The sequence below is a fragment of the Actinophytocola sp. genome, from assembly GCF_036002505.1.
In the GTDB taxonomy this organism is placed as follows: Bacteria; Actinomycetota; Actinomycetes; order Mycobacteriales; family Pseudonocardiaceae; genus DASYTH01.
Window position 1 is genome coordinate 1 of the sequence record NZ_DASYTH010000287.1, and the last position, 18,783, is coordinate 18,783.

The window sequence follows — 18,783 nt, forward strand, 5'->3', positions numbered from 1 at the left end:
GGGCGACCACATTGCCCCGATCCCCGGCACCAAGCGGGTCTCCCGCGTCGAGGAGAACACCGCCGCCGACGGCATCGAGCTGAGCGCTGAACAGTTCGAACGGCTCAACAACCTCACTCTGCCCGCCGGCGAGCGCCACAACGAGACGACCATGGCCGCCATCGACCGCTGACTGAGGGTGCAGGCCTACGAGGGCCTAGCCGTGAAGCGCAACCCTGGTGTCGATGAGCTCGGCGAACAGGTCGCCGAACTCATCGGCGCGGCCCAGGACGTTGTCAAAGACCTGTTCGCGGTGCTCGATGACACCTGCGCGTCAATCGCGGCGCACTGAGCCACCGGTTCACGGGCCTGCGTCGACGATGACTGGAATTCCGAGCTTTACCGGGCGGACGGCTGTCGCTCGCGTGCCCGGTCGAGCTGAACGAGTTTCTGGATCGCCTTGTCCAGGCTGCTTTGCAAACCCTGTACCTCACCGGGCCAGCCATTCATCCGTGCTTCCTGGACCCGGTCGTTCAGATTCTCGATGATCGCTGCCAGCCGCGGGCGTGCCGCGAGATCCAGCCGCCGGCTGGGACACCGGATACAGGCTTGACCGAAATGATCTTCGAGCAGGTCTGTGTCAAGTTCGAAAGCAGCGTGCCGACCCGGGGGGACACTTGGATCTTCGCGGAGCATGACACTCGGCGTGTCGCGGTGTTTGCTGCGATGCAGCACAGCTACCGGCTGATGATCCGCGGTCCGGTGCGGCTGATACACAGTCGTACGCTCCTGAACACCGCCGTCGAGTGGCTGCGGCAGCATGACTACGGGGTCGTGACGGTGGACGCCTCCTGGCTGATCACCTCCCGCATGTTTGGTGACGTGGGCTCGGCATTACGCCCATACGTTGCTCGAGGTGGTGGCCGAGCGGGTATGGCCGGCAGCCTTGCTCGGCAGGCGCCTGATCTGCCTCGTGCAGTCCGACAATCCCTCCCTGAGCCTGCGACGGATCGGATGTGGACCTTGCCCTGGTTCGATCAGGAGCAGGTGTGGATACTTTCCAGTCGCGGCACTTGGGCTGGGTCAATCCGGAGTAGTGGGCATCTGCGTTTTCGTGCGCGCAAGTGGTTCCGTGGTCGCGGCCGCAATGGCGAAAGCGAGGAGACCCGCTCCTCCCACTTCAACATATAGCGCACTGGGGGGCTTGCGGCAAGACCCGGGTCATGCCGCAGAATTGCCGACCTGAAGCCAGGACCTGGGGAAATGGAGATTCACAGTGCGTGTGTTGTTGACGACGTGGGGATCGCGCGGGGACGTCGAACCGCTGGCGGGACTCGCGGTGGCGTTGCGGGAACTCGGCGCGGAGGCGCGGGTGTGCGCGCCGCCGGACGAGGATTTCGCGAGGCTGCTGGCGCGTGCCGGCGTGCCGCTGGTGCCGCTCGGCCCGTCGGTGCACTCGGTCGTCGCCAACCCGAAGCCGCCGACGGCGCAAGACGCGTTCCGGCTCGCTCCCGAGCTGGTCGCCGCGCGGTTCGACACGCTCGGCGCGGCGGCCGAGGGATGTGACGCGCTGGTGGCGACCGGCCTGATGCCGGCCGGCGCGCGGGACGTGGCCGAGAAGCTGGGCATCCGCTACGTGCTCGCGTGCTTCCACCTGCTCGGGCTGCCGTCGCGGCATTTCCCTCCGGGGAGGCGGCCGGGCACGCCGTCCCCGCAGGACGAGACCGACAACCGGGTGCTGTGGGAGCAGGACGCCCAGCGGGTGAACGCGTTGTACGGCGCGGCGCTCAACAGCCACCGGGCGGCGATCGGCCTGCCACCGGTGGACAACGTCCGCGATCACGTCCTCACCGAGGCGCCGTGGCTGGCCGCGGACCCGATTCTGTGTCCGTCGCAGGGCATGACGGACCTCGACGTCGTGCAGACCGGGGCGTGGTTCCTGCCCGACGACCGTCCGCTCCCGGAAGGGCTGGAGGCGTTCCTGGACGCCGGCGCGCCACCGGTGTACGTGGGCTTCGGCAGCATGGCCTCTTACGCCCTGAAGGACATCGCCCGGGTGGCCATCGAAGCGAGCCGCGCGCACGGCCGCCGCGTGCTCCTCGCCCGCGGCTGGGCCGGTCTGACCCCGGTCGACGACGCCGATGACTGCTTCGTCGTCGGCGAGGTCAACCAGCAGGCACTGTTCGCCAGGGTGGCCGCCGTCGTGCACCACGGCGGCGCGGGCACCACCACGACGGCCGCCCGGGCCGGCGCGCCCCAGGTGATCGTGCCCCAGATCGCGGACCAGCCGTACTGGGCCGGCCGAGTGGCCGAGCTGGGCATCGGTGTGGCACACGGCGGCCCGACGCCGACCGTCGACTCCCTGTCCGACGCGCTCACCACGGCCCTGGCCCCCGAGACCCGCGCGCGAGCCAGGGCCGTGGCCGGCACGGTCCGAGCCGACGGGGCGACGGTGGCCGCGAAACTGCTCCTTGACGCCGCCAGCCCGGAAAGGCCGTCCGTAGCCGTGTGAACCACACGGAATCGTCGAACCGCGCCGCACAAGTTCAAGATCCAACTGGTAGAGCCGGGCACTCCCCGTTGGGCGGCTCGACCACGGGGCAGCGGGCTGGCGCGCGGCCGGGCAGGCCAACATCCTGAAATGCCGCGAGGCATGCGCAGGAATTGGAGCGTGAGGTCGATGCCCTCGACCTCACGCAGCGAGGCCTCGTTCTCGGCGCGTGCGCGGCGGGCCAGCAGGTCTTCCTCGATCTCGTTGAGCCGGGGCAGCATTTTCGGTTTGATGGCGGGCATTTGGGCAGCGCAACAAGCTCAACCGAAATGATCTTGAGCGGGATCTCCGTCAGTAACGGGAAAGGCTGTCACTGACAGTGATTGACGATTCCTTGGACAGCTGGCCGGATCGGCGTGTCGGTGGACGGGTGGAGCCTCGCCTCATGTTGTGGACGGTGCCTCTTGAGCGCCGGTGGGTGCTTGGTCGAGTGGATGCTCACCGTCGTGTGGAGGGCGGACATGGCCGAGTCGCCGTGCGGCCGAGGCCCCGAACGCGGCGAAGTTGGCCCGTGCCTGGGTGAGGCTGAGATCCTTGTTCGGCCCGCCTCGGCCCGCCGTGGCGTCGTGGTCGTCTTGGCCGTCGTCTTCCCAGAAGCAGACCGGGCAGATCTCGTGCCCGCCCCGGGCGTCGAGGGTGAGGTAGCCGCAGCAGGGGCAGGCATAGGGGCCGTTGCCTGCCGGCCGGGAGACGTTGACGAACCGCTCGCCGAACATGGTCGCGATGCTGGTCTGCCGGTGCTTGAGGCTGGTCCGGCGCCGTCGGCGGCGGTCCTTGTCGGGGGTCAGCATCGGTAGTCAAGAGGGCAGATGAGCGCGCGCAGGGCGGCGCGGCTTCGTGGTGGGAGTGCTTGGAGCGCAAGGTCCAGTGTCTCGCGTGTCCGGGGCTCGCAGCAGGGACCGCCCACGGTCCAGTGCGCTTGGTATTGGTCGGCGATGCGGGCATACCGCTGCAACTCCCGGAGCGCGGCGCCGATGTCGGCGGGCCGGAGATGCGTCGCCGCAACGCGGTGAATGTCGGCCAGTGCCCAGCGTGGGAGCCTTGGGATGGTTGAGAATTTCCGATGCGGGCGCGGCCGGACGTGCAGGCTCGCGCGGACAGAGGCTGGCGGTCTACGCGCCATGGCCCTTTCTGAGGGTCGTCACGTCCTGAATCATGCCACAGACCGCAGTCATGCCTGGTCGCTGCCGGGCGCGACTGCCTGCTGGTCGATGGCCTTGGGTGGCCAGCGACATAATGTTCTCCCGGCACGTGAGTTCATGCGTTGAATGCGGCTTACCGCCGCAGGGATTGACGCCATGACCACCCCACCAGATTGCATCGTGGTGAACGGTACACGCCTGGTAAGCAAACGAATGCTCTTGGTCACCGGCCGGGTGAACGTCAGCGGCCGTTCGGCCGTCACTTCTGTGGTCAAGTCGGACGCCATTCGCCCCCGACCCGATGTGCCGGCCGGCCGTTGTGATCAGACCGGTTCAGAGAGCTCTCGTCATGAACACGCCGTTCTGGTCGGGCTGGTAGTTCGCGAACGGCGGGGCAGTGGTTGAACCCGAACTTCTCGTACAGTTTGCGGGCGGGCAGGTAGAACTCGGCGGCGCCGGTTTCGAGGCTGAGCCGGGTGAATCCCATGCCTCTGGCCTGCCAGGGCCTCGCCGTCCATGACCGACCAGAACATGATGTCGGGCTTGCGGAGCGCGTCCAGATCGAGTGCGTGCTTGCTCTCCGGGGGAGTGCCGGACAGCATCTCCCGGATGTGCTCGTCGAGGATCCGGGTGATCTCGGGACCGGAGAGGTCGTCGACGACGATCTGTTCCCCCTCGCACCCACGTGCGGAGGCCGTTGGCCGGCATACCTCCACGAACCGCGCGCACCCGCGCGCTCGCCGGCGACCTGCTCGCCGACGTGTGCCACGACCTGGTCATCCCGTCCGGCACGGCACCCGACGATGAGCATCCCGAAACGACCCTGCGAGAACTCGTCGACGGCTGGAGCGTCGACCGCATCCACCACCTCGGCGCCGCGCCCGGCGACATCGCCGCACACCTGCGCGACGGCCTGGAACCGACCCGGCGCACGGTGACCGACCACGTGGCGCTGCACCTCGTCGCCGACCGCGCCCGCACCCCTGCCGGCCGAGCGACCCGAACTGTTCCGCGGTCGCCATCTCCTCCTCGCCGAGCACCCTGACGACCACGCCGCGCTCGCCCGGCCCGCCGACCTCGGTGCCGACCTGCGCGATCTCGCCGACGGCGCCCGACAGTTGACAGGCGTCAAGTTCATCAGCGAATATTGAGTCAATGAACAATGAGCTAAATGAGAGCCTTGGCCGGCGGGCAGCGGTGCACGCCGCGCTGGCGGATCCGGCTCGGCTGGCCATTGTGGACTCGTTGCTGGTCGGCGATGCGTCGCCATCGGAGTTGCAGGCGTTGCTGTCCATGCCGTCCAACCTCATGGCGCACCACCTGGGCGTGCTGGAACGAGCCGGGGTGATCCGGCGATCCCGTTCCGAGGGCGATCGCCGCCGGGTCTACCTGAGCGTGGTGCCGGCGGTGCTGGACGCCCTGGCGCCCGTCGTCGCCCGGCATGCGGCCCGGGTTGTGTTCGTGTGCACGGAGAACTCGGCCCGCTCGCAGCTCGCGGCGGCATTGTGGCGCCGGCACAGCCGGGTTCCCAGCGCCTCGGCCGGAACCCACCCGGCACCGCGCGTCCACCAGGGTGCGGTCGCCGCGGCCCGCCGGCACAAGCTGCCGCTGCGCGCGATGATCCCGCGCCAACTTGATGACGTACTCCAAGCAGATGATCTGGTCATTGTCGTGTGCGACAACGCCTACGAGGAACTTGGCGCGGACGTCCGCCGGCTGCACTGGTCGGTCGCCGACCCGGCCCGATCCGGCGCCGAGGACGCCTTCGACGAAGCCATGGCCGACCTCACCCACCGCATCAGCCGCTTCGCCCCCGCCGTTCACCAACCCAAGGAGGCCTCATGACCGAAACCACGCACCACGACCTGACCATCGACCAGCAACTCGCCCTCCGCACCGCGGCCACCAACCTGGGCCGCGAGTTCGACGGCATCTTCGGCGTCGAGACCATCGAACGGTTCCTGCACTCCTCCTACGACCAGTTCGCCAGCCGCGCCTCGGTACCCAACTTCCTGCCCCTGCTCGCCGAACGCTTCGCCCGGCAGCGCCTGCGCGCACTGGCCAAAGTGGAGGGACTTGCCCATGACGGCCGGCCCATCGTGCTGTTCCTGTGCACCCACAACGCCGGCCGCTCCCAGATGGCCCTCGGCTTCTTCACCCACTTCGCCGGCGACGCGGCCGTGGCCTGGTCCGGCGGCTCCGAACCCGAAAACGAGATCAACCCCGCCGCGATCGCCGCAATGGCCGAGCGCGACATCAACATCTCCGGTGAATACCCGAAGCCGTGGACCGACGAGATCGTCCAAGCCGCCGACGTGGTGATCACCATGGGGTGTGGCGACGCCTGCCCGGTCTTCCCCGGCCGCCGCTACGAGGACTGGGTGCTCGAGGACCCCGCCGGTCTCGACGTCGAGGCCGTCCGCCCGATCCGCGACGAGATCGAACGCCGCGTCCGCCACCTGCTCGACGAACTCGGTGTGCCCGCCCACGACTGACCGTCCTACTGGGACTCGGTGGACCAGCCGCGCACCAGGTGCGCCACGCCCACTCCGACCGCCGCGCCGGCGAGCTGGGCGAGCACGAACGCGGGCACCGAGGCCGGCGCGATCCCGGCGAAGCTCCCGGTCAACGCCCGGCCCACGGTGACCGCGGGGTTGGCGAACGAGGTGGACGAGGTGAAGAAGTACCCGGCGAAGATCCACGCGGGCACGGCAACCGGCACCAGATGAGCCCGCCGGTCCCTGACCAGCAACGTGATCACCAGCAACAACCCGGCCGTGGCGACCACCTCGCCGAGCAACTGGCCCGCCCCGCCCCGGGTCTGCCCCGTCCACTGCACCAGCGTCTGGCCGAACATCGCGTGCGCCAGCACCGTCCCCAGGCAGCCACCCACGAACTGCGCGACCAGATAGCCCGCAGCCGTGGGCCACCGGCAGGCACCCGTCACCGCGGCCGCGAGGGTGACCGCGGGGTTGAAGTGCGCCCCGGACACCGACGCGAACAACGCGATCAGCAGCCCGAGCACCGCCACCGTGGCCAACGCGTTGCACAGCAACTGAAGCAGCACCTGCCCCGGTGCCAGGTTCTGGGCCATCACCCCCGACCCCACCACGGTCGCCACCAGCAACCCGGTACCCAACGCCTCGGCGATCAGCGGACGCAGCAGCACCGGCGCGCTGATCCTGGATTTGGCCGCGATGGTCACCCGCACGCTCCTTGGGGACTATGACGAGGGTCGATGTGCGCGACAGCATGGCATACGGAAATCGGTCCCTGCGCCCACCAGGACGGCCAGGTGCCCTGAAGGACTCCTTCAGGACGCTCAATGACAGCAAGGGTCCCTTCATGACATCACGCGTGTCGTCCACATTTCATCCGGCATTTGCGCACCGTCCATTTGGGGAGGTCGCACGAAGAGCTCCCGTTGTCGGTGCCGAAGGCATCACACTCGAACCCGGTCCGGACTATCGAGCAGGGCGGCCAGCGGGCGCAGGTTCTCCGGCCGCGGCCAGTAGTACACCCAGGTGCCCCGGCGTTCCGAGTTCACCAGCCCGGCCTCGCGCAACACCTTGAGGTGGTGCGAGATCGTCGGACCGGTCAGGTCGAACGCCGCGGTGAGATCGCACACGCAGCTCTCCCCATCGGCCGAGGTGATCAACGACAGCAGCCGGAGCCGCACCGGATCGGCCAGCGCCTTGAACGCCTTGGCCAGATCAACGGCCTGCTCCGGCTCCAGCGGGGCGGCCACCAGCGGCGCGCAACACCCACCCGCCACCGTGTCCACGGCCACTGACTGATTCGACATGCGTCTATCTTGACATTCATCGAATCAGAGTGCAAGGTGGGTGCCGACGCTATTTAGACATCCATCTAGACAGGGTTCGCACCCAGGGGAGACGATCATGAGCACAGGAACCACCGGAGGGTTCGTTGGCGACCCGGCCGAGGCGTTCACTCCGCCCGCGGCGGGCCGCTGCTGCGCCGGCGCCCCGACGACCACCGTGACCGGCCTCGTCCCGGCGGCGATCACCTGCTGCGGCAGCGCCGAGGCTGCCGCCGCGGCCGGTGCCTGCTGTGACCCGGCTGCCAAGGCCGACGCCGTCGAAGCAGGTGCCGGGTGCTGCGGATGAGCAGCGCACCATCGGCACCACGGCGGATCCCGGCTCCGGGCCCGGTCGCAGCCGGCCAAGACACCGGACTCGGCAGCCCTGGTCGGCGCGACCCGCCTGGTCGTGGTGACCGTCCACCACCTCAACACATTGGCAGAAACGAGGAATCCGTCATCATGAACAACACCCAGGAGCTGCCGGTCGCGGTGATCGGCGCCGGCCCGGTCGGCCTGGCCGCCGCGGCTCACCTGGCCGAACGCGCCATCCCGTTCGTCGTCCTCGAAGCGGGTGACCAGGCCGGCGCCGCCATCGCGCAGTGGGGCCACGTGCGACTGTTCAGCCCGTGGCGGCACAACATCGACCGCGCCGCCCGCGATCTGCTGCGCACCACCGGCTGGACCGAACCCGACCCCCGGTACCTACCCACCGGCGCCGAGCTGGTCACCGGCTACCTCGAGCCACTCGCCGCGCATCCCGCCATCGCCCCCGCACTGCGGGTCGGTGCCCGGGTCGAGGCGATCAGCCGGCTCGGCTACGACCGGGTCCGCTCCCACGGCCGCGAGCACGCCCCGTTCGTCCTGCGGGTGCGCGCCGAGGACGGCACGGTCTCGGAGCTGACCGCCCGCGCGGTGATCGACGCCTCCGGCACCTGGCTGACCCCGAACACGCTGGGCGCCACCGGTTTGCCCGCGCACGGCGAGACCGGCGCCACCGAGCTGATCATCAGTGCGCTGCCCGATGTGCTCGGCGCCGACCGGGACCGGTTCGTCAACCGGCACACGGTCGTTCTCGGCGCCGGGCACTCGGCCACGACCACGCTGCTCGCCCTGGCCGCCCTCGCCCACACCGCGCCGCGGACCACCGTCACGTGGGCGATCCGCGCCGGCGACGCCAACCGCGCCTACGGCGGGGGAGCGGCCGACGCGCTCCCCGCCCGCGGCGCCATCGGCACCCGGGTCCGGGAACTGGTACGGGCCGGCCGGATCCAGCTCATCACCGGGTTCTTCACCCACACCGTCCACCCGCGACCCGATGGTGTCGACCTGGTCAGCCAGGACCCCGCCGGCGTCGAGCAGAAGCTCGGCGCCGACCTGGTGGTCAACGCCACCGGCTTCCGCCCGGACCACACCATCGCCGCCGAACTCCGCCTCGACCTCGACCCGATCCTCGGCGCCACCCGTGCCCTCGCCCCGCTGATCGACCCCAACATCCACTCCTGCGGCACCGTCCCACCCCACGGCGTCGACGAGCTGGCCCACCCCGAACCCGGCTACCACGCCATCGGCGTCAAAAGCTACGGCCGCGCACCGACCTTCCTGCTCGCCACCGGCTACGAACAGGCCCGCTCGGTCGTGGCCGCCCTCGCCGGCGACTGGGCCGCCGCCCGCGACGTCCAACTCGAACTCCCGGAAACCGGGGTCTGCTCCACCAACCTCACCCCAGCCAGGCCCGGGCACGGTCTGGCCACCGGGATCAGCGGCGGACTCCTCGCCACCCCCCTGCTGGACACCACCAGCGCCTGCTGCGGGTAGCGGAGCAGGACCCGGGCGCCGACAGCGTGACCCGCCGGCTGCGCTACGGCGACGGTCGAGGTGAGACCGTGCACCTGGTAGCGGTGATCCGGAAGCGGGTGCCGAACGCGGCGAGTTCGGCGGCCGGGGCCGGGCCGGCCGGCCCGGCCATCAGCACATCCACCGCGGTGCTCATGGTCAGGTGGCGGTGGTGCGCCGGTAGCGCAGCACCGCGGTCGGGATGGTGACGGTGAGCAGGCCGGTGATCCAGGCGAGGGCCTGCCAGACGGGGGTGGCGGTGGGTCCGCCCAGGCACAGCGCGCGCAGGGCGTCGACGGTGACGGTGATCGGGTTGAGTTTGGCGAAGGCCTGCAGCCAGCCGGGCATGGTGGAGACGGGAACGAAGGTGGAGCTGGTGAAGATCAGCGGGATGGCCGCGAGCAGCCCGCCGATCCCGGCCGACTCCGGGTCGCGAACCAGCAGGCCGAGCAGGGCGAAGATCCACGAGAACGCCACCCCGATGGCCAGGGCGAGGCCGACCGCGGCGAGGGCGGCGGCGGCGCCGGCGTGGAAGCGGAACCCGATCAGCGTGCCGACCCCGATCATGAGGGCGAGGACGAACAGGTTGCGGATGGCGTCGGCGGCGGTGCGGCCGGCCAGCACGGCGGAGCGGGCCATGGGTAGGGCGCGGAACCGGTCGATCATTCCGGTGGCCAGGTCGTCGGCGATGGCGACGCCGGTCTGCGAGGCGCCGAACGCGATGGCCAGCACGAAGATTCCGGGCAGCACGTAGTCGATGTAGGTGTCGACGCCGGGCGGGTGGACCGCGCCGCCCCAGGTGTAGGTGAACAGCAGCACGAACATGACCGGCTGCACGGTGGCGAACGCGATCAGCGTCGGGACCCGGACCAGCCGGTGCAGGTTGCGGCCGGTGATCGTGGCGATGTTGGCCACCAGCGCACCCGGGTGCGCGGTTGTTGTCGTGGTCATGCCGTCCTTCCCGCCAGTTCGGTGTCGACAGTGGACGATGCGGTGCTGGGTTGGCCGGTGAGGGTGAGGAACACGTCGTCCAGGGTCGGGCGGCGCAGCGCCAGATCCGCGATCCGCACGTCCGCACCGGCCAGCCGCGCGACCACCTCCGGCAGGATCGCCGGCCCGTCGGCGACCGGCAGGACCACCCGACCCGTCGCGGCGTCCATCACGGGTGGGCCGGCGCCGAGGCCGTGCACAGCGGCGGCCAGCGGCGCCGGGTCCGCGCCCGGCGGCGCCTGCAGTTCCAGGCGTTCCCCGCCGACGCGGGTCTTGAGCTCGGCGGCGGTGCCGGTGGCGATGACCCGTCCGGCGTCCATGACCACGATGTGGTCGGCGAGCCGGTCGGCCTCCTCCAGATACTGCGTGGTCAGCAGCAGACTGGTGCCCCGCGCGGTCAACTCGCACAACAGTTGCCACAACCCCAGCCGGCCGCGGGGGTCCAGCCCGGTGGTGGGCTCGTCGAGGAACAGCACCTGCGGCGCGGCGACCAGGCTGGCCGCGACATCCAACCGGCGGCGCATGCCACCCGAGTAGGTGCGCGCGACCCGATCGGCCGCGTCGGCCAGCTCGAACAGCTCCAGCAGCTCACCGGCCCGCCGCCGCGCGGCCGCGATGCCCAGCCCGGCCAGCCGGCCGATCATCCGCAGGTTCTCTCGACCGGTCAGGTAGCCGTCCACCGCGGCGTACTGGCCGGACAACCCGACCACCCGCCGCACCGCGGCCGCCTGCGCCACCACGTCCAGCCCGGCCACCCAGGCTCGCCCGGCATCGGGGCGCAGCAGCGTGGTCAGGATGCGCACCGCCGTGGTCTTGCCCGCGCCGTTCGGGCCCAGCAGGCCGACCACCGACCCGGCCGGCACCTCCAGGTCCACCCCGGCCAGCGCGGTCACCGCGCCGAACCGCTTCACCAGACCCTCGGCCACGATCGCCGGCTGCGCGCCCACGGGCACCTCCGATAGCTAGGATTACTACCTATGCACTGAGGGTAGGATACCTACCTATGAAGGCCGAGGCGCAAGCCCTCAAAGGACACCTCGACGTGCTCCTGCTCGCCACGCTGCGGGATGGACCGCGGCACGGCTACGCGATCAAGGAAACCCTCCGCGACGGCAGCGGCGGCCGGTTCGACCTACCCACCGGCACCATCTACCCCGCGTTGCACCGCCTGGAACGCGCCGGACTGATCACCGGCACCTGGTCCACTGTGGATGGCCGGCGCCGCCGCAGCTACCGCCTCACCACCAAAGGCCAGCGGCACCTGGCCAGCGAACGTGGCAACTGGCGCCAGTTCGCCGCCGCCGTCACCGCACTCCTGGAGCCCACGCCGTGGCCGGCCACACCCTGATCGACGCGCACCTGGCCGCGCTTGCCCGCCGGCTGCCCGCCCGCGCGGTCGATGAGCTTGCCGACGGGCTGACCGAGACCTACGCACGGCACCTGGCCCGCGGCTTCGACCCGACCGCCGCCGCCCGCGCGGCCATCGCCGAGTTCGGCCACCCCGACCAGATCATCACCGCGTTCACCCGGCAGGCCCCCGGCCGGCGCACCGCGCTCGCCCTGCTGGCCACCGGCCCAGGCTTCGCCGCCTGCTGGGGTCCCTCGCTGATCCTCGGCCACGCCTGGACCTGGCCCATCCCCACACCCGTCGCCCTCGCCTTCGGGCTCGCCCTGCTCGCCGTCGTCGCCGCCCTGGTCACCGCCGCTACCAGCCGCCACTCCTACTCCCGCACCCAACTGGCCGCCCCTGGAGCGATCGGACTGGTCCTACTCGACACGGCCGTACTCGCCGCGGTCCTTCTCGCCGCGCCCACCCTGGTCTGGCCCATGGCCCTGGCCATCCCTGCCAGCCTCGCCCGCATCGGCCTCACCGCCCGTACATTCCCGCGCCTGTTGGCTCGGTAACCACCAATTTTCTGACTGGAATCCGCCCTCCCTGATTGTCGGGATGCCCGGATTGGTCACGTTGCCGTGCTGTCGTTCGCGCAGCCGGTCCAGGCTGCGTTCCGGCTGACCTCCAGGCCCTGGACCTCACCGAGCCAGCCTGGGCTGTATCGGTCTGTCTCATATGGACGGTTGGTCGGTCGTGGGGATCGGATCTAGGGGCCGATCAGGAAGAGTGTGCCTGCGGCGAGCAGTCCTCGACATCCTCAATTACCTCGTCCGAGGAATCGGTGATGGTTGGGACCGGCACGAAATCGCAGAAGTCGCAGCCCAGACGATCCAGCAAGCACAAGAATTGTACGGGCCCCCCGAATACCAACTCCTACACACAACTCTCGCCGTGAAGATACGCGACGCGGTGGGTATCCAACCCGACTTGGCTCAAATTAGCGCGCACCTTCCGGGCCGTGGATCTGTTCAGGGCGTGGCGTAGGTCGTCGGGGAGAGGGCGGCCGTGAGGGTGTGGTCTCCGGCCGCGATGTTGGATCGGCCGGGGTGACGTAGCCCGTGAGTCCGGCCAGCGCCCCGGCCTTGGCCTCCAGGGTCCGGTTGACGCTCTTGGCGGCCCGGTGAGCTGGATGAACCGTTCCCGTTCACCGGGGGAGTTTGACTAACTGGACCCGAGCGCGATGATCTGCGATGACGTCTCTGGTCGACACATCAGAGCAGATCCATCCGAGCCCGGGAGGAACCGTGACCGAGCAGACCGCCAGCGCCCTACCCCCAGTAGTCGACCGGCAGGCGTGGCAGGCCGCGCTCGACGATCTGCGTTTGCGGGAGAAGGCCGCCACCCGTGAGCTCGACGCCATCGCTGCACTACGCCGCAGACTGCCGATGGTCGAGCTCCCGGACTACACGCTGATCGGTCCGGACGGCCCGATCCGACTGGTCGAGGTGTTTGACGGGCGCTCCCAACTCATCGTCTACAACCACATGTGGTCCGATGGCGCGGAGTGGCAGTGCGGCGGCTGTACGGGGCTGACGTCGCAGTACGTCCGGCTGGGCTTCCTCGACAACTACGATGCCCGCTTTGTCGTCGTTACCAGCGGGCCCATCGAAGAAACGCTGGCCTACAAGGCCAGGGTCGGCAACAAAATGGACTGGTACTCGTCGTCGGAAAGCTCGTTCGGCGCCGACGTAGGCGCGCCGCCCGGCGGGGGCTTCGCGGTGAACGTGTTCCTCCGCGACGGCGATAAGGTCTACCGCACCTGGCACACCGACGGCCGCGGTACCGAACAGCTCAGCTACACCTTCGCGTTGATCGACATCCTGCCGTGGGGCCGCCAGGAGGAATGGCAGGATTCACCCGACGGTTGGCCGAAGTCGCCCACCTACTCCAACTGGCTCGACTCTCCCGATGTCGCCCGCCGCTACGGCCCGGACGGAGACGCCGAGTGATAGCAATGAAGCCTTCGCGCAATGGTCACCTGCCGATCAACGGTCTGAGCCTCTATCACGAAGTGTATGGTGAGCTCGGCACGTCGAAAACGTCTCCGTTGCTGCTCATTCCTGGCGCGTTCATGGCCACCGACTCGATGAAGTCGTGGGTGTCGGCCTTCGCGGGCAAGCGCACCGTGATCGTCTTCGATCAGCAAGGGCACGGCCGCACCCCGGATACGTCGCGCGACATGTCTTACGAGCAGTTCGCCGACGATGCCGCGGCGTTGCTGCGCGCGTTGAAGGTCGAGCGCGCGGATGTGATGGGCTACTCGCAAGGCGGCGGGGTCGCGCTGCAGCTCGCGCTCCGTCACCCGACGCTGGTCAACAAGCTGGTCTCGCTGTCCGCCACCTACCGCCAGGACGGCTGGTATCCGTCGGCGCTGGAGGGCATCGAGGGTCTCAGCGCCACAGCGTTTGCCGGTATGCCCGTCGAGAAGGCGTTCAAGGAGCACACGCCGGACGCCACGGCGTTCGACACCTACCTCGAAAAGATGAAGGTCTTGGGCATCAATGACCAGAACATCAGCGACGCACAGATGCGATCGATTTCTGCGAAGACGATGGTCATCGCCGGTGATGCAGATGCCGTGAAGCCGGACCATGCGCTGGCGATGTTCAAGCTGCGCGGTGGCGGCGATGAGGAAGCGGCAGCGTCGGGGGCGCTGCAGCAGGTTCCGGCCGCGCGCTTGGTGATTCTGGCGGCGACGTCGCATATTGGCATCTTTGGGGAGTCAGCGGTACTGGTGCCGATGGTGAGTGCGTTTCTCGATGATGTGACGCCGACGACGCCGGATCTCTTCTAGGTTTCGCCCGCTCATCGCCCGCGGCCGCCTCGTCGAATCCCAGCTCGTCGTAGCCGCACCGCAGCGCGTCCCACAGGTGTGGGGTAGGTGTGGGGTTTGACCTTGAAACCAAGAACCCCCGGCCAGCTGACCGGGGGTTTCGGTGCGCCGCCAGGGACTCGAACCCGCCGCCGCCGTCGGGACGGCTGGCGGATCTCACGTCGAATCTGCCGGCCGTCCCGGGTATGCCGTACGGTCACGGGTTTCCGCTGTTGCATCCGCTCCCGGTGGTGTCGAAGGCGATCTGGAAGTTCGCGTCGATGACGGCCAGGGTGTACTTGTTGGGGCCGCTCGGTGTACAGGACCAGCTGGTGGTCGTCTTGTTGTCCTGGGACGGGAAGTACCTGTCGTTGTAGAACCAGTTCCGCGTGTAGGGCGCTGTACCCCCGGAGACAGTGCTGATGCAGAGCACGTGGAGCCGGCTCAGCGGCTCACAGGAGATGTCGACAATCAATGGTCCGGCGGCCTGGGCCGGCGCCGCGACCGTCATGCCGGTAGTCACAACCGCTAGTGCGAGCGCGGTCCTGCCGAGATTTCTCAACATCGAGCCCTACCCTTTCTGTCATTGATGGCTGCGGCTCATACCAACGGGACATCACCGACGTAGACCCGGGAGCCGTCGAGCCCGTAGATCCATCCCAAGCGCGGCTGGAACGTCTGAATGCAGGTCCCGTTCGGGCAATAGTTGAACGTCGCCCCCAGGTACAGGACCGATATCGAACCCTTGATGCCGTTCGGCGCGACGGTCTTCTCCGCGACCGTGCTTCCCTGGATGACCGGGTTCCGCAGAGCCACCGAGTCGTCGGGCAAAAAGAGCGTCCAGTACTTCCTGTCGTCCGAGATGCAGGACGAGACCTCGAAGTTCCACCGGAAAAGCGTCTGTCCGCTTCCCACGAGATAGATCCGGTAGTACCAGTCGTGAATCGAGCAGCCGTTCACCACGGCGGCGGTCTGGACACCGATGCCGACCGAGGCCGCCACTGTCGCCGTGTTCAGGTGTGGTTGCCAGGCCCTCTGGCTGGCCGAGGCCGGTGCCGCGAACAGTCCTGCCCAGATACCGAACGCCGCCACCGCAGCGATCACGGCCATGCCCGAATTCCGTCGGATGACCATCGTGCTCCCCGCTCTGCTCCGTCGAAGGAATTGGCCGGCTCTGACGTACCGTCGACGATCACCAGGACAGCGTTACATCGCAGGTGACCACCATCCGAAGCCGTGCGTGCACACGTCCGGGCCGCCCTGCGCGACTGCCACACCGCCGTGTGCGTGGCGCCCTACTGGCGCCGGTACCTGGCTCAACGTGGCATCCAGGCCAAGGTGATCTACAACGCCTTCGACCTCGACCCGATCCACGCCACCCGCGCGGGCCTGCGACGTCGCCTGTTCCTACCCAGATGCGCGAAGGCTGGAGCCGCAGCGCCGCCCAGGCCATCCTCCTCGGCCTGCCCTGCATCCTGGCCGACCACGCCGGACTCGGCGACCTCCGCCGGCTCACCCGGCAACGCGAACCCGACCTGGCCCACCTCGCCGACCAGATCCGCCATCGCGCACGTACGTCGACGGCCGACACCGACGCTGCGCGGCACGCCCTCGCTCAGTTCGACCAGCGCTACTTCAACGACGCCTGGCGATCACTGCTCGACGGCGTCTGCCCACCTCCGACTCCCACCGTTCTGCAAGACTGCGACTAATCGCACGACTAATCGCCGATTAATCGCAGCCTTTGGGAGAACCGTTGCTCGACCAGGTCGTCATCGACTCGCTGTTCCCTGCTGACCTGCCCGAACCCGAACACCGGGAGCAGCGCTACCCGCCGCGGCAGCTCCCCGACGGCGCTGAGGTGACCCGGTTCGGGCCGTCGCCGACCGGGTTCGTGCACATCGGCGGGGTCTACGTGGCCATGATCGACCAGAACCTGGCCGAACGGACCGGCGGCCGGTACCTGGTGCGGGTCGAGGACACCGACCAGTCCCGCGAGGTCGAAGGCGCCCTCGAACAGTTCCAGCGGGCATTCGACTACTTCGGCCTGCAGCCCACCGAGGGCGACGGGTTCGGCGACTACGGGCCCTACCACCAGTCCGCCCGCGAGACCGTCTACCTCAGCTACGTGCGGCACCTGCTCCGAACCGGCAAGGCATACCTGTGCTTCGCCACCCGCGACGAACTGGAAGCCATCACCAAGCGCCAGCAGGCCGCGAAACTCCCACCCGGCTACTACGGGAGCTGGGCCATCTGGCGCGACGCCGACCCCGCCAAGGTCATCGCCGAGCTCGACAAGGGCACCCCCTACGTGGTCCGGTTCCGCGCCCCCGACGACGCCGCCGGTCAGCGCGTGCGGTTCGTCGACGAGATCCGCGGCGAACTCGAGCACGAGGCCAACCGCAACGACGTGGTCATCCTCAAATCCTCCGACCAGCCGCTCCGGCTGCCGACCTACCACTTCGCCCACGCCGTCGACGACCACCTGATGCGCACCACCGTCGTGATCCGCGCCGAGGAATGGATCTCCTCCGTGCCGCTGCACCTGCAACTGTTCGACGCACTCGGCTTCCTCCCACCCCGGTATGCGCACATCGCGCCGTTGATGAAGCAGATCCCCGGCGGCAAACGCAAACTGTCCAAACGCAAGGACCCCGAAGCGTCGGTGGACTTCTACATCGCCGCCGGCTACCCCGCCGAGGCAGTGCTGTACTACCTGCGCGGCCTGGCCAACGGCCGGCTCGCCGAACTGCCGCTGCCCGAGGCGCTGGCCGAGCCGATCCGGCTGGAGGAATGCGGCGTGGCCGGCCCGCTGGTCGACCTGGTCAAGCTGGAGGACATCTCCGCCGACTACATCGCGACCCTGTCCGGCGAGCAGATTCTCGACGCGCTGCGCCCCTGGGCCGAAACCCACGACCCCGACGTCCTCGCCGTCATCGACGCCCATCGTGATCTCGCCCTGCGCGCCCTGGCCGTAGAGCGGGTCGGCGTCGACAACCCCCGCAAGGACCTGCGCAAATGGGCCGACTTCCGACCCGCCTACGGCTTCTTCTTCGCCGAGCTGTTCGCTCCGGTCACCGACGTCGCGGACGAGCGCATCACCGGCCTCGATGTCGCCCCGCACGTCGTGCACTCGTTCCTAGCCGACTTCGCCGACGGCTACCAACCCCACGCCGAACAGAGCGAGTGGTTCGACCAGATCCGCCAGCTCGCCGCCAAGCACGGCTTCGCCCCCAACCAGAAGGAGTACAAGAAAACCCCCGACGCCTACCCCGGCTCCATCCGCGAAGCATCCCAACTCGTCCGTGTCACCCTCACCGGCTCCACCCGCAGCCCCGACCTCCACGCCGTGGCCATCACGCTCGGACCCGACGAAGTCCAACGACGCGTCCGCGGACTCACAACCTAACTACAGCTCAACCACCGCAGGCCGGAAATCGCGCCGAGCGGAGCGGCGAACCATCTCGACGCGAGCAGGGGTGAGGCGATGAAAGCGTCCTTGGTCGCCCTAGGCGTGAGGAAGGACGCGTTCGTCACGCTCGGTCCACAGCCGACGAGCAGGCGTGTCCGTAGCCAGCAGCACCATCGCTTCTGGCTACAGGAAACGGCTTTGATCGACACGTTTTCGCAGGTGAACCGCCGAAGGTCTACGCAGAGTCACAACAACTTCGGTCTAGTCCAGGAGGGCCAGCGCGTCGATCTCCATGAGGAGGTCCGGGCGGTACAGGGCGGTGACCCTGCACGACCGTGCTCGCCGGGAGGTGGGCCGGATCGATGAACTCGTCGCGGACGGACAGGACGACCGGGACGTGGGCGATGTCGGTCAGGAAGTAGTTGAGCCGGATGAGGTTCGCGAACGTCGCGCCGGCCGCGGCGAGGCAGTTGCGCAGGTTCTCGAACATCTGGCGGGCCTGGGCTTCGGGGTCGCCCGCTCCGACGAAGGTCCCGTCGGGCGCCAAGGGCAGCTGCCCGGCCAGCGCGACGATCCGGCCGGTGCCGGTGACCGCGTGGGCGTAGCCGTCGCTAGGGTGGACGCCTGCGGGGGCGGTGATCCGGGTGGGGGTCATTGTTCCTCTTTGGACAGTGGGGAGAGGATGCGGCGCAGCCAGGACAAACGGGCGTCGTGTGCGGCCCGGGACACCCGCGTGAACGGCACCCACTCGTCGAAACTGTGGAACGCGCCCGACCACACGTGCAGTTCCGCCTGCCCGCCCGCCCGAGGCGAGTCGCGTAGGCGATGCCCTCGTCGCGCAGCGC

Annotated in this window: 24 protein-coding genes; 14 read left to right on the plus strand and 10 right to left on the minus strand. The window is 69.0% G+C overall.

Annotated features, from left to right (window positions below; all coding sequences use genetic code 11):
- Window positions 1–178: 178 nt before the first annotated feature.
- From VGR06_RS24945 to VGR06_RS24955, 3 genes are all read left to right on the plus strand, one after another.
- On the plus strand, window positions 179–331 hold the full coding sequence (locus VGR06_RS24945; RefSeq protein ID WP_327561543.1) for a hypothetical protein: 153 nt from the start codon (window positions 179–181) through the stop codon (window positions 329–331).
- 266 nt (window positions 332–597) lie between these two features.
- On the plus strand, window positions 598–1,170 hold the full coding sequence (locus tag VGR06_RS24950) for a hypothetical protein (protein WP_327561544.1): 573 nt from the start codon (window positions 598–600) through the stop codon (window positions 1,168–1,170).
- 85 nt (window positions 1,171–1,255) lie between these two features.
- Window positions 1,256–2,491, plus strand: a complete 1,236-nt coding sequence (locus VGR06_RS24955) for a glycosyltransferase (RefSeq protein WP_327561545.1) — start codon at window positions 1,256–1,258, stop codon at window positions 2,489–2,491.
- A gap of 422 nt (window positions 2,492–2,913) precedes the next feature.
- Here the strand turns inward: VGR06_RS24955 and VGR06_RS24960 are convergent, their stop codons facing one another.
- Entirely contained in the window at window positions 2,914–3,321 is a 408-nt protein-coding gene (locus VGR06_RS24960; RefSeq protein WP_327561546.1) for a CPCC family cysteine-rich protein, read from the minus strand.
- Window positions 3,322–4,369: 1,048 nt separating this feature from the next.
- Here VGR06_RS24960 and VGR06_RS24965 point away from each other — a divergent pair.
- The 3 genes from VGR06_RS24965 to VGR06_RS24975 all read left to right on the plus strand — a co-directional run bounded on the left by VGR06_RS24965 (window position 4,370) and on the right by VGR06_RS24975 (window position 6,167).
- The gene (locus tag VGR06_RS24965) at window positions 4,370–4,717 is read left to right on the plus strand and encodes a hypothetical protein (RefSeq protein WP_327561547.1); all 348 of its coding nucleotides are present in this window, start codon (window positions 4,370–4,372) and stop codon (window positions 4,715–4,717) included.
- Between the two features lie 110 nt (window positions 4,718–4,827).
- Entirely contained in the window at window positions 4,828–5,517 is a 690-nt protein-coding gene (locus tag VGR06_RS24970; protein ID WP_327561548.1) for a helix-turn-helix domain-containing protein, read from the plus strand.
- Window positions 5,514–6,167: an arsenate reductase ArsC gene (locus tag VGR06_RS24975; RefSeq protein WP_327561549.1), complete on the plus strand. Its 654-nt coding sequence runs from the start codon at window positions 5,514–5,516 to the stop codon at window positions 6,165–6,167. Before VGR06_RS24970 ends, VGR06_RS24975 begins: the two co-directional genes overlap by 4 nt.
- A gap of 5 nt (window positions 6,168–6,172) precedes the next feature.
- Here VGR06_RS24975 and VGR06_RS24980 read toward each other — a convergent pair whose 3' ends face one another.
- Both VGR06_RS24980 and VGR06_RS24985 read right to left on the minus strand, forming a co-directional pair.
- On the minus strand, window positions 6,173–6,877 hold the full coding sequence (locus tag VGR06_RS24980; RefSeq protein ID WP_327561550.1) for an MIP/aquaporin family protein: 705 nt from the start codon (window positions 6,875–6,877) through the stop codon (window positions 6,173–6,175).
- A 237-nt stretch (window positions 6,878–7,114) separates the two neighbouring features.
- Window positions 7,115–7,477: a metalloregulator ArsR/SmtB family transcription factor gene (locus tag VGR06_RS24985; RefSeq protein WP_327561551.1), complete on the minus strand. Its 363-nt coding sequence runs from the start codon at window positions 7,475–7,477 to the stop codon at window positions 7,115–7,117.
- A 97-nt stretch (window positions 7,478–7,574) separates the two neighbouring features.
- On the opposite strand from VGR06_RS24985, the gene VGR06_RS24990 reads away from it, so the two are divergent.
- On the plus strand, window positions 7,575–7,802 hold the full coding sequence (locus VGR06_RS24990; RefSeq protein WP_327561552.1) for a hypothetical protein: 228 nt from the start codon (window positions 7,575–7,577) through the stop codon (window positions 7,800–7,802).
- 155 nt (window positions 7,803–7,957) lie between these two features.
- Window positions 7,958–9,313 (plus strand): NAD(P)-binding domain-containing protein, encoded by a 1,356-nt coding sequence (locus VGR06_RS24995; RefSeq protein ID WP_327561553.1) that lies wholly within the window; start codon window positions 7,958–7,960, stop codon window positions 9,311–9,313.
- Window positions 9,314–9,356: 43 nt separating this feature from the next.
- Here the strand turns inward: VGR06_RS24995 and VGR06_RS25000 are convergent, their stop codons facing one another.
- Genes VGR06_RS25000 through VGR06_RS25010 form a run of 3 tightly spaced genes read right to left on the minus strand, consistent with a single transcriptional unit; the run spans window position 9,357 to window position 11,268 of the window.
- On the minus strand, window positions 9,357–9,488 hold the full coding sequence (locus tag VGR06_RS25000) for a hypothetical protein (RefSeq protein ID WP_327561554.1): 132 nt from the start codon (window positions 9,486–9,488) through the stop codon (window positions 9,357–9,359).
- Between the two features lie 2 nt (window positions 9,489–9,490).
- A complete protein-coding gene (locus VGR06_RS25005) occupies window positions 9,491–10,282 on the minus strand; it encodes an ABC transporter permease (protein ID WP_327561555.1) in 792 nt (263 codons plus the stop codon).
- Entirely contained in the window at window positions 10,279–11,268 is a 990-nt protein-coding gene (locus VGR06_RS25010; protein ID WP_327561556.1) for an ATP-binding cassette domain-containing protein, read from the minus strand. The genes VGR06_RS25005 and VGR06_RS25010 overlap by 4 nt, the downstream gene beginning before the upstream one ends.
- A gap of 56 nt (window positions 11,269–11,324) precedes the next feature.
- On the opposite strand from VGR06_RS25010, the gene VGR06_RS25015 reads away from it, so the two are divergent.
- From VGR06_RS25015 to VGR06_RS25030, 4 genes are all read left to right on the plus strand, one after another.
- Window positions 11,325–11,669 carry a PadR family transcriptional regulator gene (locus VGR06_RS25015; protein ID WP_327561557.1) on the plus strand — a complete coding sequence of 115 codons (345 nt, stop codon included), beginning with the start codon at window positions 11,325–11,327 and terminating at the stop codon, window positions 11,667–11,669.
- On the plus strand, window positions 11,651–12,226 hold the full coding sequence (locus VGR06_RS25020; protein ID WP_327561558.1) for a permease prefix domain 1-containing protein: 576 nt from the start codon (window positions 11,651–11,653) through the stop codon (window positions 12,224–12,226). Before VGR06_RS25015 ends, VGR06_RS25020 begins: the two co-directional genes overlap by 19 nt.
- Window positions 12,227–12,958: 732 nt before the next feature.
- A complete protein-coding gene (locus VGR06_RS25025) occupies window positions 12,959–13,663 on the plus strand; it encodes a DUF899 domain-containing protein (protein WP_327561559.1) in 705 nt (234 codons plus the stop codon).
- 5 nt (window positions 13,664–13,668) lie between these two features.
- A complete protein-coding gene (locus VGR06_RS25030) occupies window positions 13,669–14,508 on the plus strand; it encodes an alpha/beta hydrolase (RefSeq protein WP_327561573.1) in 840 nt (279 codons plus the stop codon).
- Between the two features lie 235 nt (window positions 14,509–14,743).
- Here the strand turns inward: VGR06_RS25030 and VGR06_RS25035 are convergent, their stop codons facing one another.
- Both VGR06_RS25035 and VGR06_RS25040 read right to left on the minus strand, forming a co-directional pair.
- The gene (locus tag VGR06_RS25035; protein WP_327561560.1) at window positions 14,744–15,049 is read right to left on the minus strand and encodes a hypothetical protein; all 306 of its coding nucleotides are present in this window, start codon (window positions 15,047–15,049) and stop codon (window positions 14,744–14,746) included.
- Between the two features lie 77 nt (window positions 15,050–15,126).
- On the minus strand, window positions 15,127–15,636 hold the full coding sequence (locus tag VGR06_RS25040; RefSeq protein WP_327561561.1) for a hypothetical protein: 510 nt from the start codon (window positions 15,634–15,636) through the stop codon (window positions 15,127–15,129).
- Between the two features lie 305 nt (window positions 15,637–15,941).
- On the opposite strand from VGR06_RS25040, the gene VGR06_RS25045 reads away from it, so the two are divergent.
- Both VGR06_RS25045 and VGR06_RS25050 read left to right on the plus strand, forming a co-directional pair.
- Entirely contained in the window at window positions 15,942–16,238 is a 297-nt protein-coding gene (locus VGR06_RS25045) for a hypothetical protein (protein WP_327561562.1), read from the plus strand.
- Between the two features lie 44 nt (window positions 16,239–16,282).
- Entirely contained in the window at window positions 16,283–17,935 is a 1,653-nt protein-coding gene (locus tag VGR06_RS25050; RefSeq protein WP_327561563.1) for a glutamate--tRNA ligase, read from the plus strand.
- Window positions 17,936–18,173: 238 nt separating this feature from the next.
- Here VGR06_RS25050 and VGR06_RS25055 read toward each other — a convergent pair whose 3' ends face one another.
- Complete coding sequence (locus VGR06_RS25055; protein WP_327561564.1) at window positions 18,174–18,593, minus strand: RidA family protein; 420 nt, start codon at window positions 18,591–18,593, stop codon at window positions 18,174–18,176.
- Window positions 18,590–18,718: a hypothetical protein gene (locus VGR06_RS44015; RefSeq protein WP_414637327.1), complete on the minus strand. Its 129-nt coding sequence runs from the start codon at window positions 18,716–18,718 to the stop codon at window positions 18,590–18,592. Before VGR06_RS44015 ends, VGR06_RS25055 begins: the two co-directional genes overlap by 4 nt.
- Window positions 18,719–18,783 lie beyond the last annotated feature (65 nt).

Bases quoted from the DNA above. Each gene is read 5' to 3' on its own strand.
- VGR06_RS24960 (WP_327561546.1), bottom strand. From the start codon at position 3,321: ATGCTGACCCCCGACAAGGACCGCCGCCGACGGCGCCGGACCAGCCTC.
- VGR06_RS25000 (WP_327561554.1), bottom strand. From the start codon at position 9,488: ATGAGCACCGCGGTGGATGTGCTGATGGCCGGGCCGGCCGGCCCGGCC.
- VGR06_RS25005 (WP_327561555.1), bottom strand. From the start codon at position 10,282: ATGACCACGACAACAACCGCGCACCCGGGTGCGCTGGTGGCCAACATC.
- VGR06_RS24990 (WP_327561552.1), top strand. From the start codon at position 7,575: ATGAGCACAGGAACCACCGGAGGGTTCGTTGGCGACCCGGCCGAGGCG.
- VGR06_RS24975 (WP_327561549.1), top strand. From the start codon at position 5,514: ATGACCGAAACCACGCACCACGACCTGACCATCGACCAGCAACTCGCC.
- VGR06_RS24995 (WP_327561553.1), top strand. From the start codon at position 7,958: ATGAACAACACCCAGGAGCTGCCGGTCGCGGTGATCGGCGCCGGCCCG.
- VGR06_RS24950 (WP_327561544.1), top strand. From the start codon at position 598: ATGATCTTCGAGCAGGTCTGTGTCAAGTTCGAAAGCAGCGTGCCGACC.
- VGR06_RS24970 (WP_327561548.1), top strand. From the start codon at position 4,828: ATGAACAATGAGCTAAATGAGAGCCTTGGCCGGCGGGCAGCGGTGCAC.
- VGR06_RS24985 (WP_327561551.1), bottom strand. From the start codon at position 7,477: ATGTCGAATCAGTCAGTGGCCGTGGACACGGTGGCGGGTGGGTGTTGC.
- VGR06_RS25040 (WP_327561561.1), bottom strand. From the start codon at position 15,636: ATGGCCGTGATCGCTGCGGTGGCGGCGTTCGGTATCTGGGCAGGACTG.
- VGR06_RS25015 (WP_327561557.1), top strand. From the start codon at position 11,325: ATGAAGGCCGAGGCGCAAGCCCTCAAAGGACACCTCGACGTGCTCCTG.
- VGR06_RS25045 (WP_327561562.1), top strand. From the start codon at position 15,942: ATGCGCGAAGGCTGGAGCCGCAGCGCCGCCCAGGCCATCCTCCTCGGC.
- VGR06_RS25030 (WP_327561573.1), top strand. From the start codon at position 13,669: ATGAAGCCTTCGCGCAATGGTCACCTGCCGATCAACGGTCTGAGCCTC.
- VGR06_RS25055 (WP_327561564.1), bottom strand. From the start codon at position 18,593: ATGACCCCCACCCGGATCACCGCCCCCGCAGGCGTCCACCCTAGCGAC.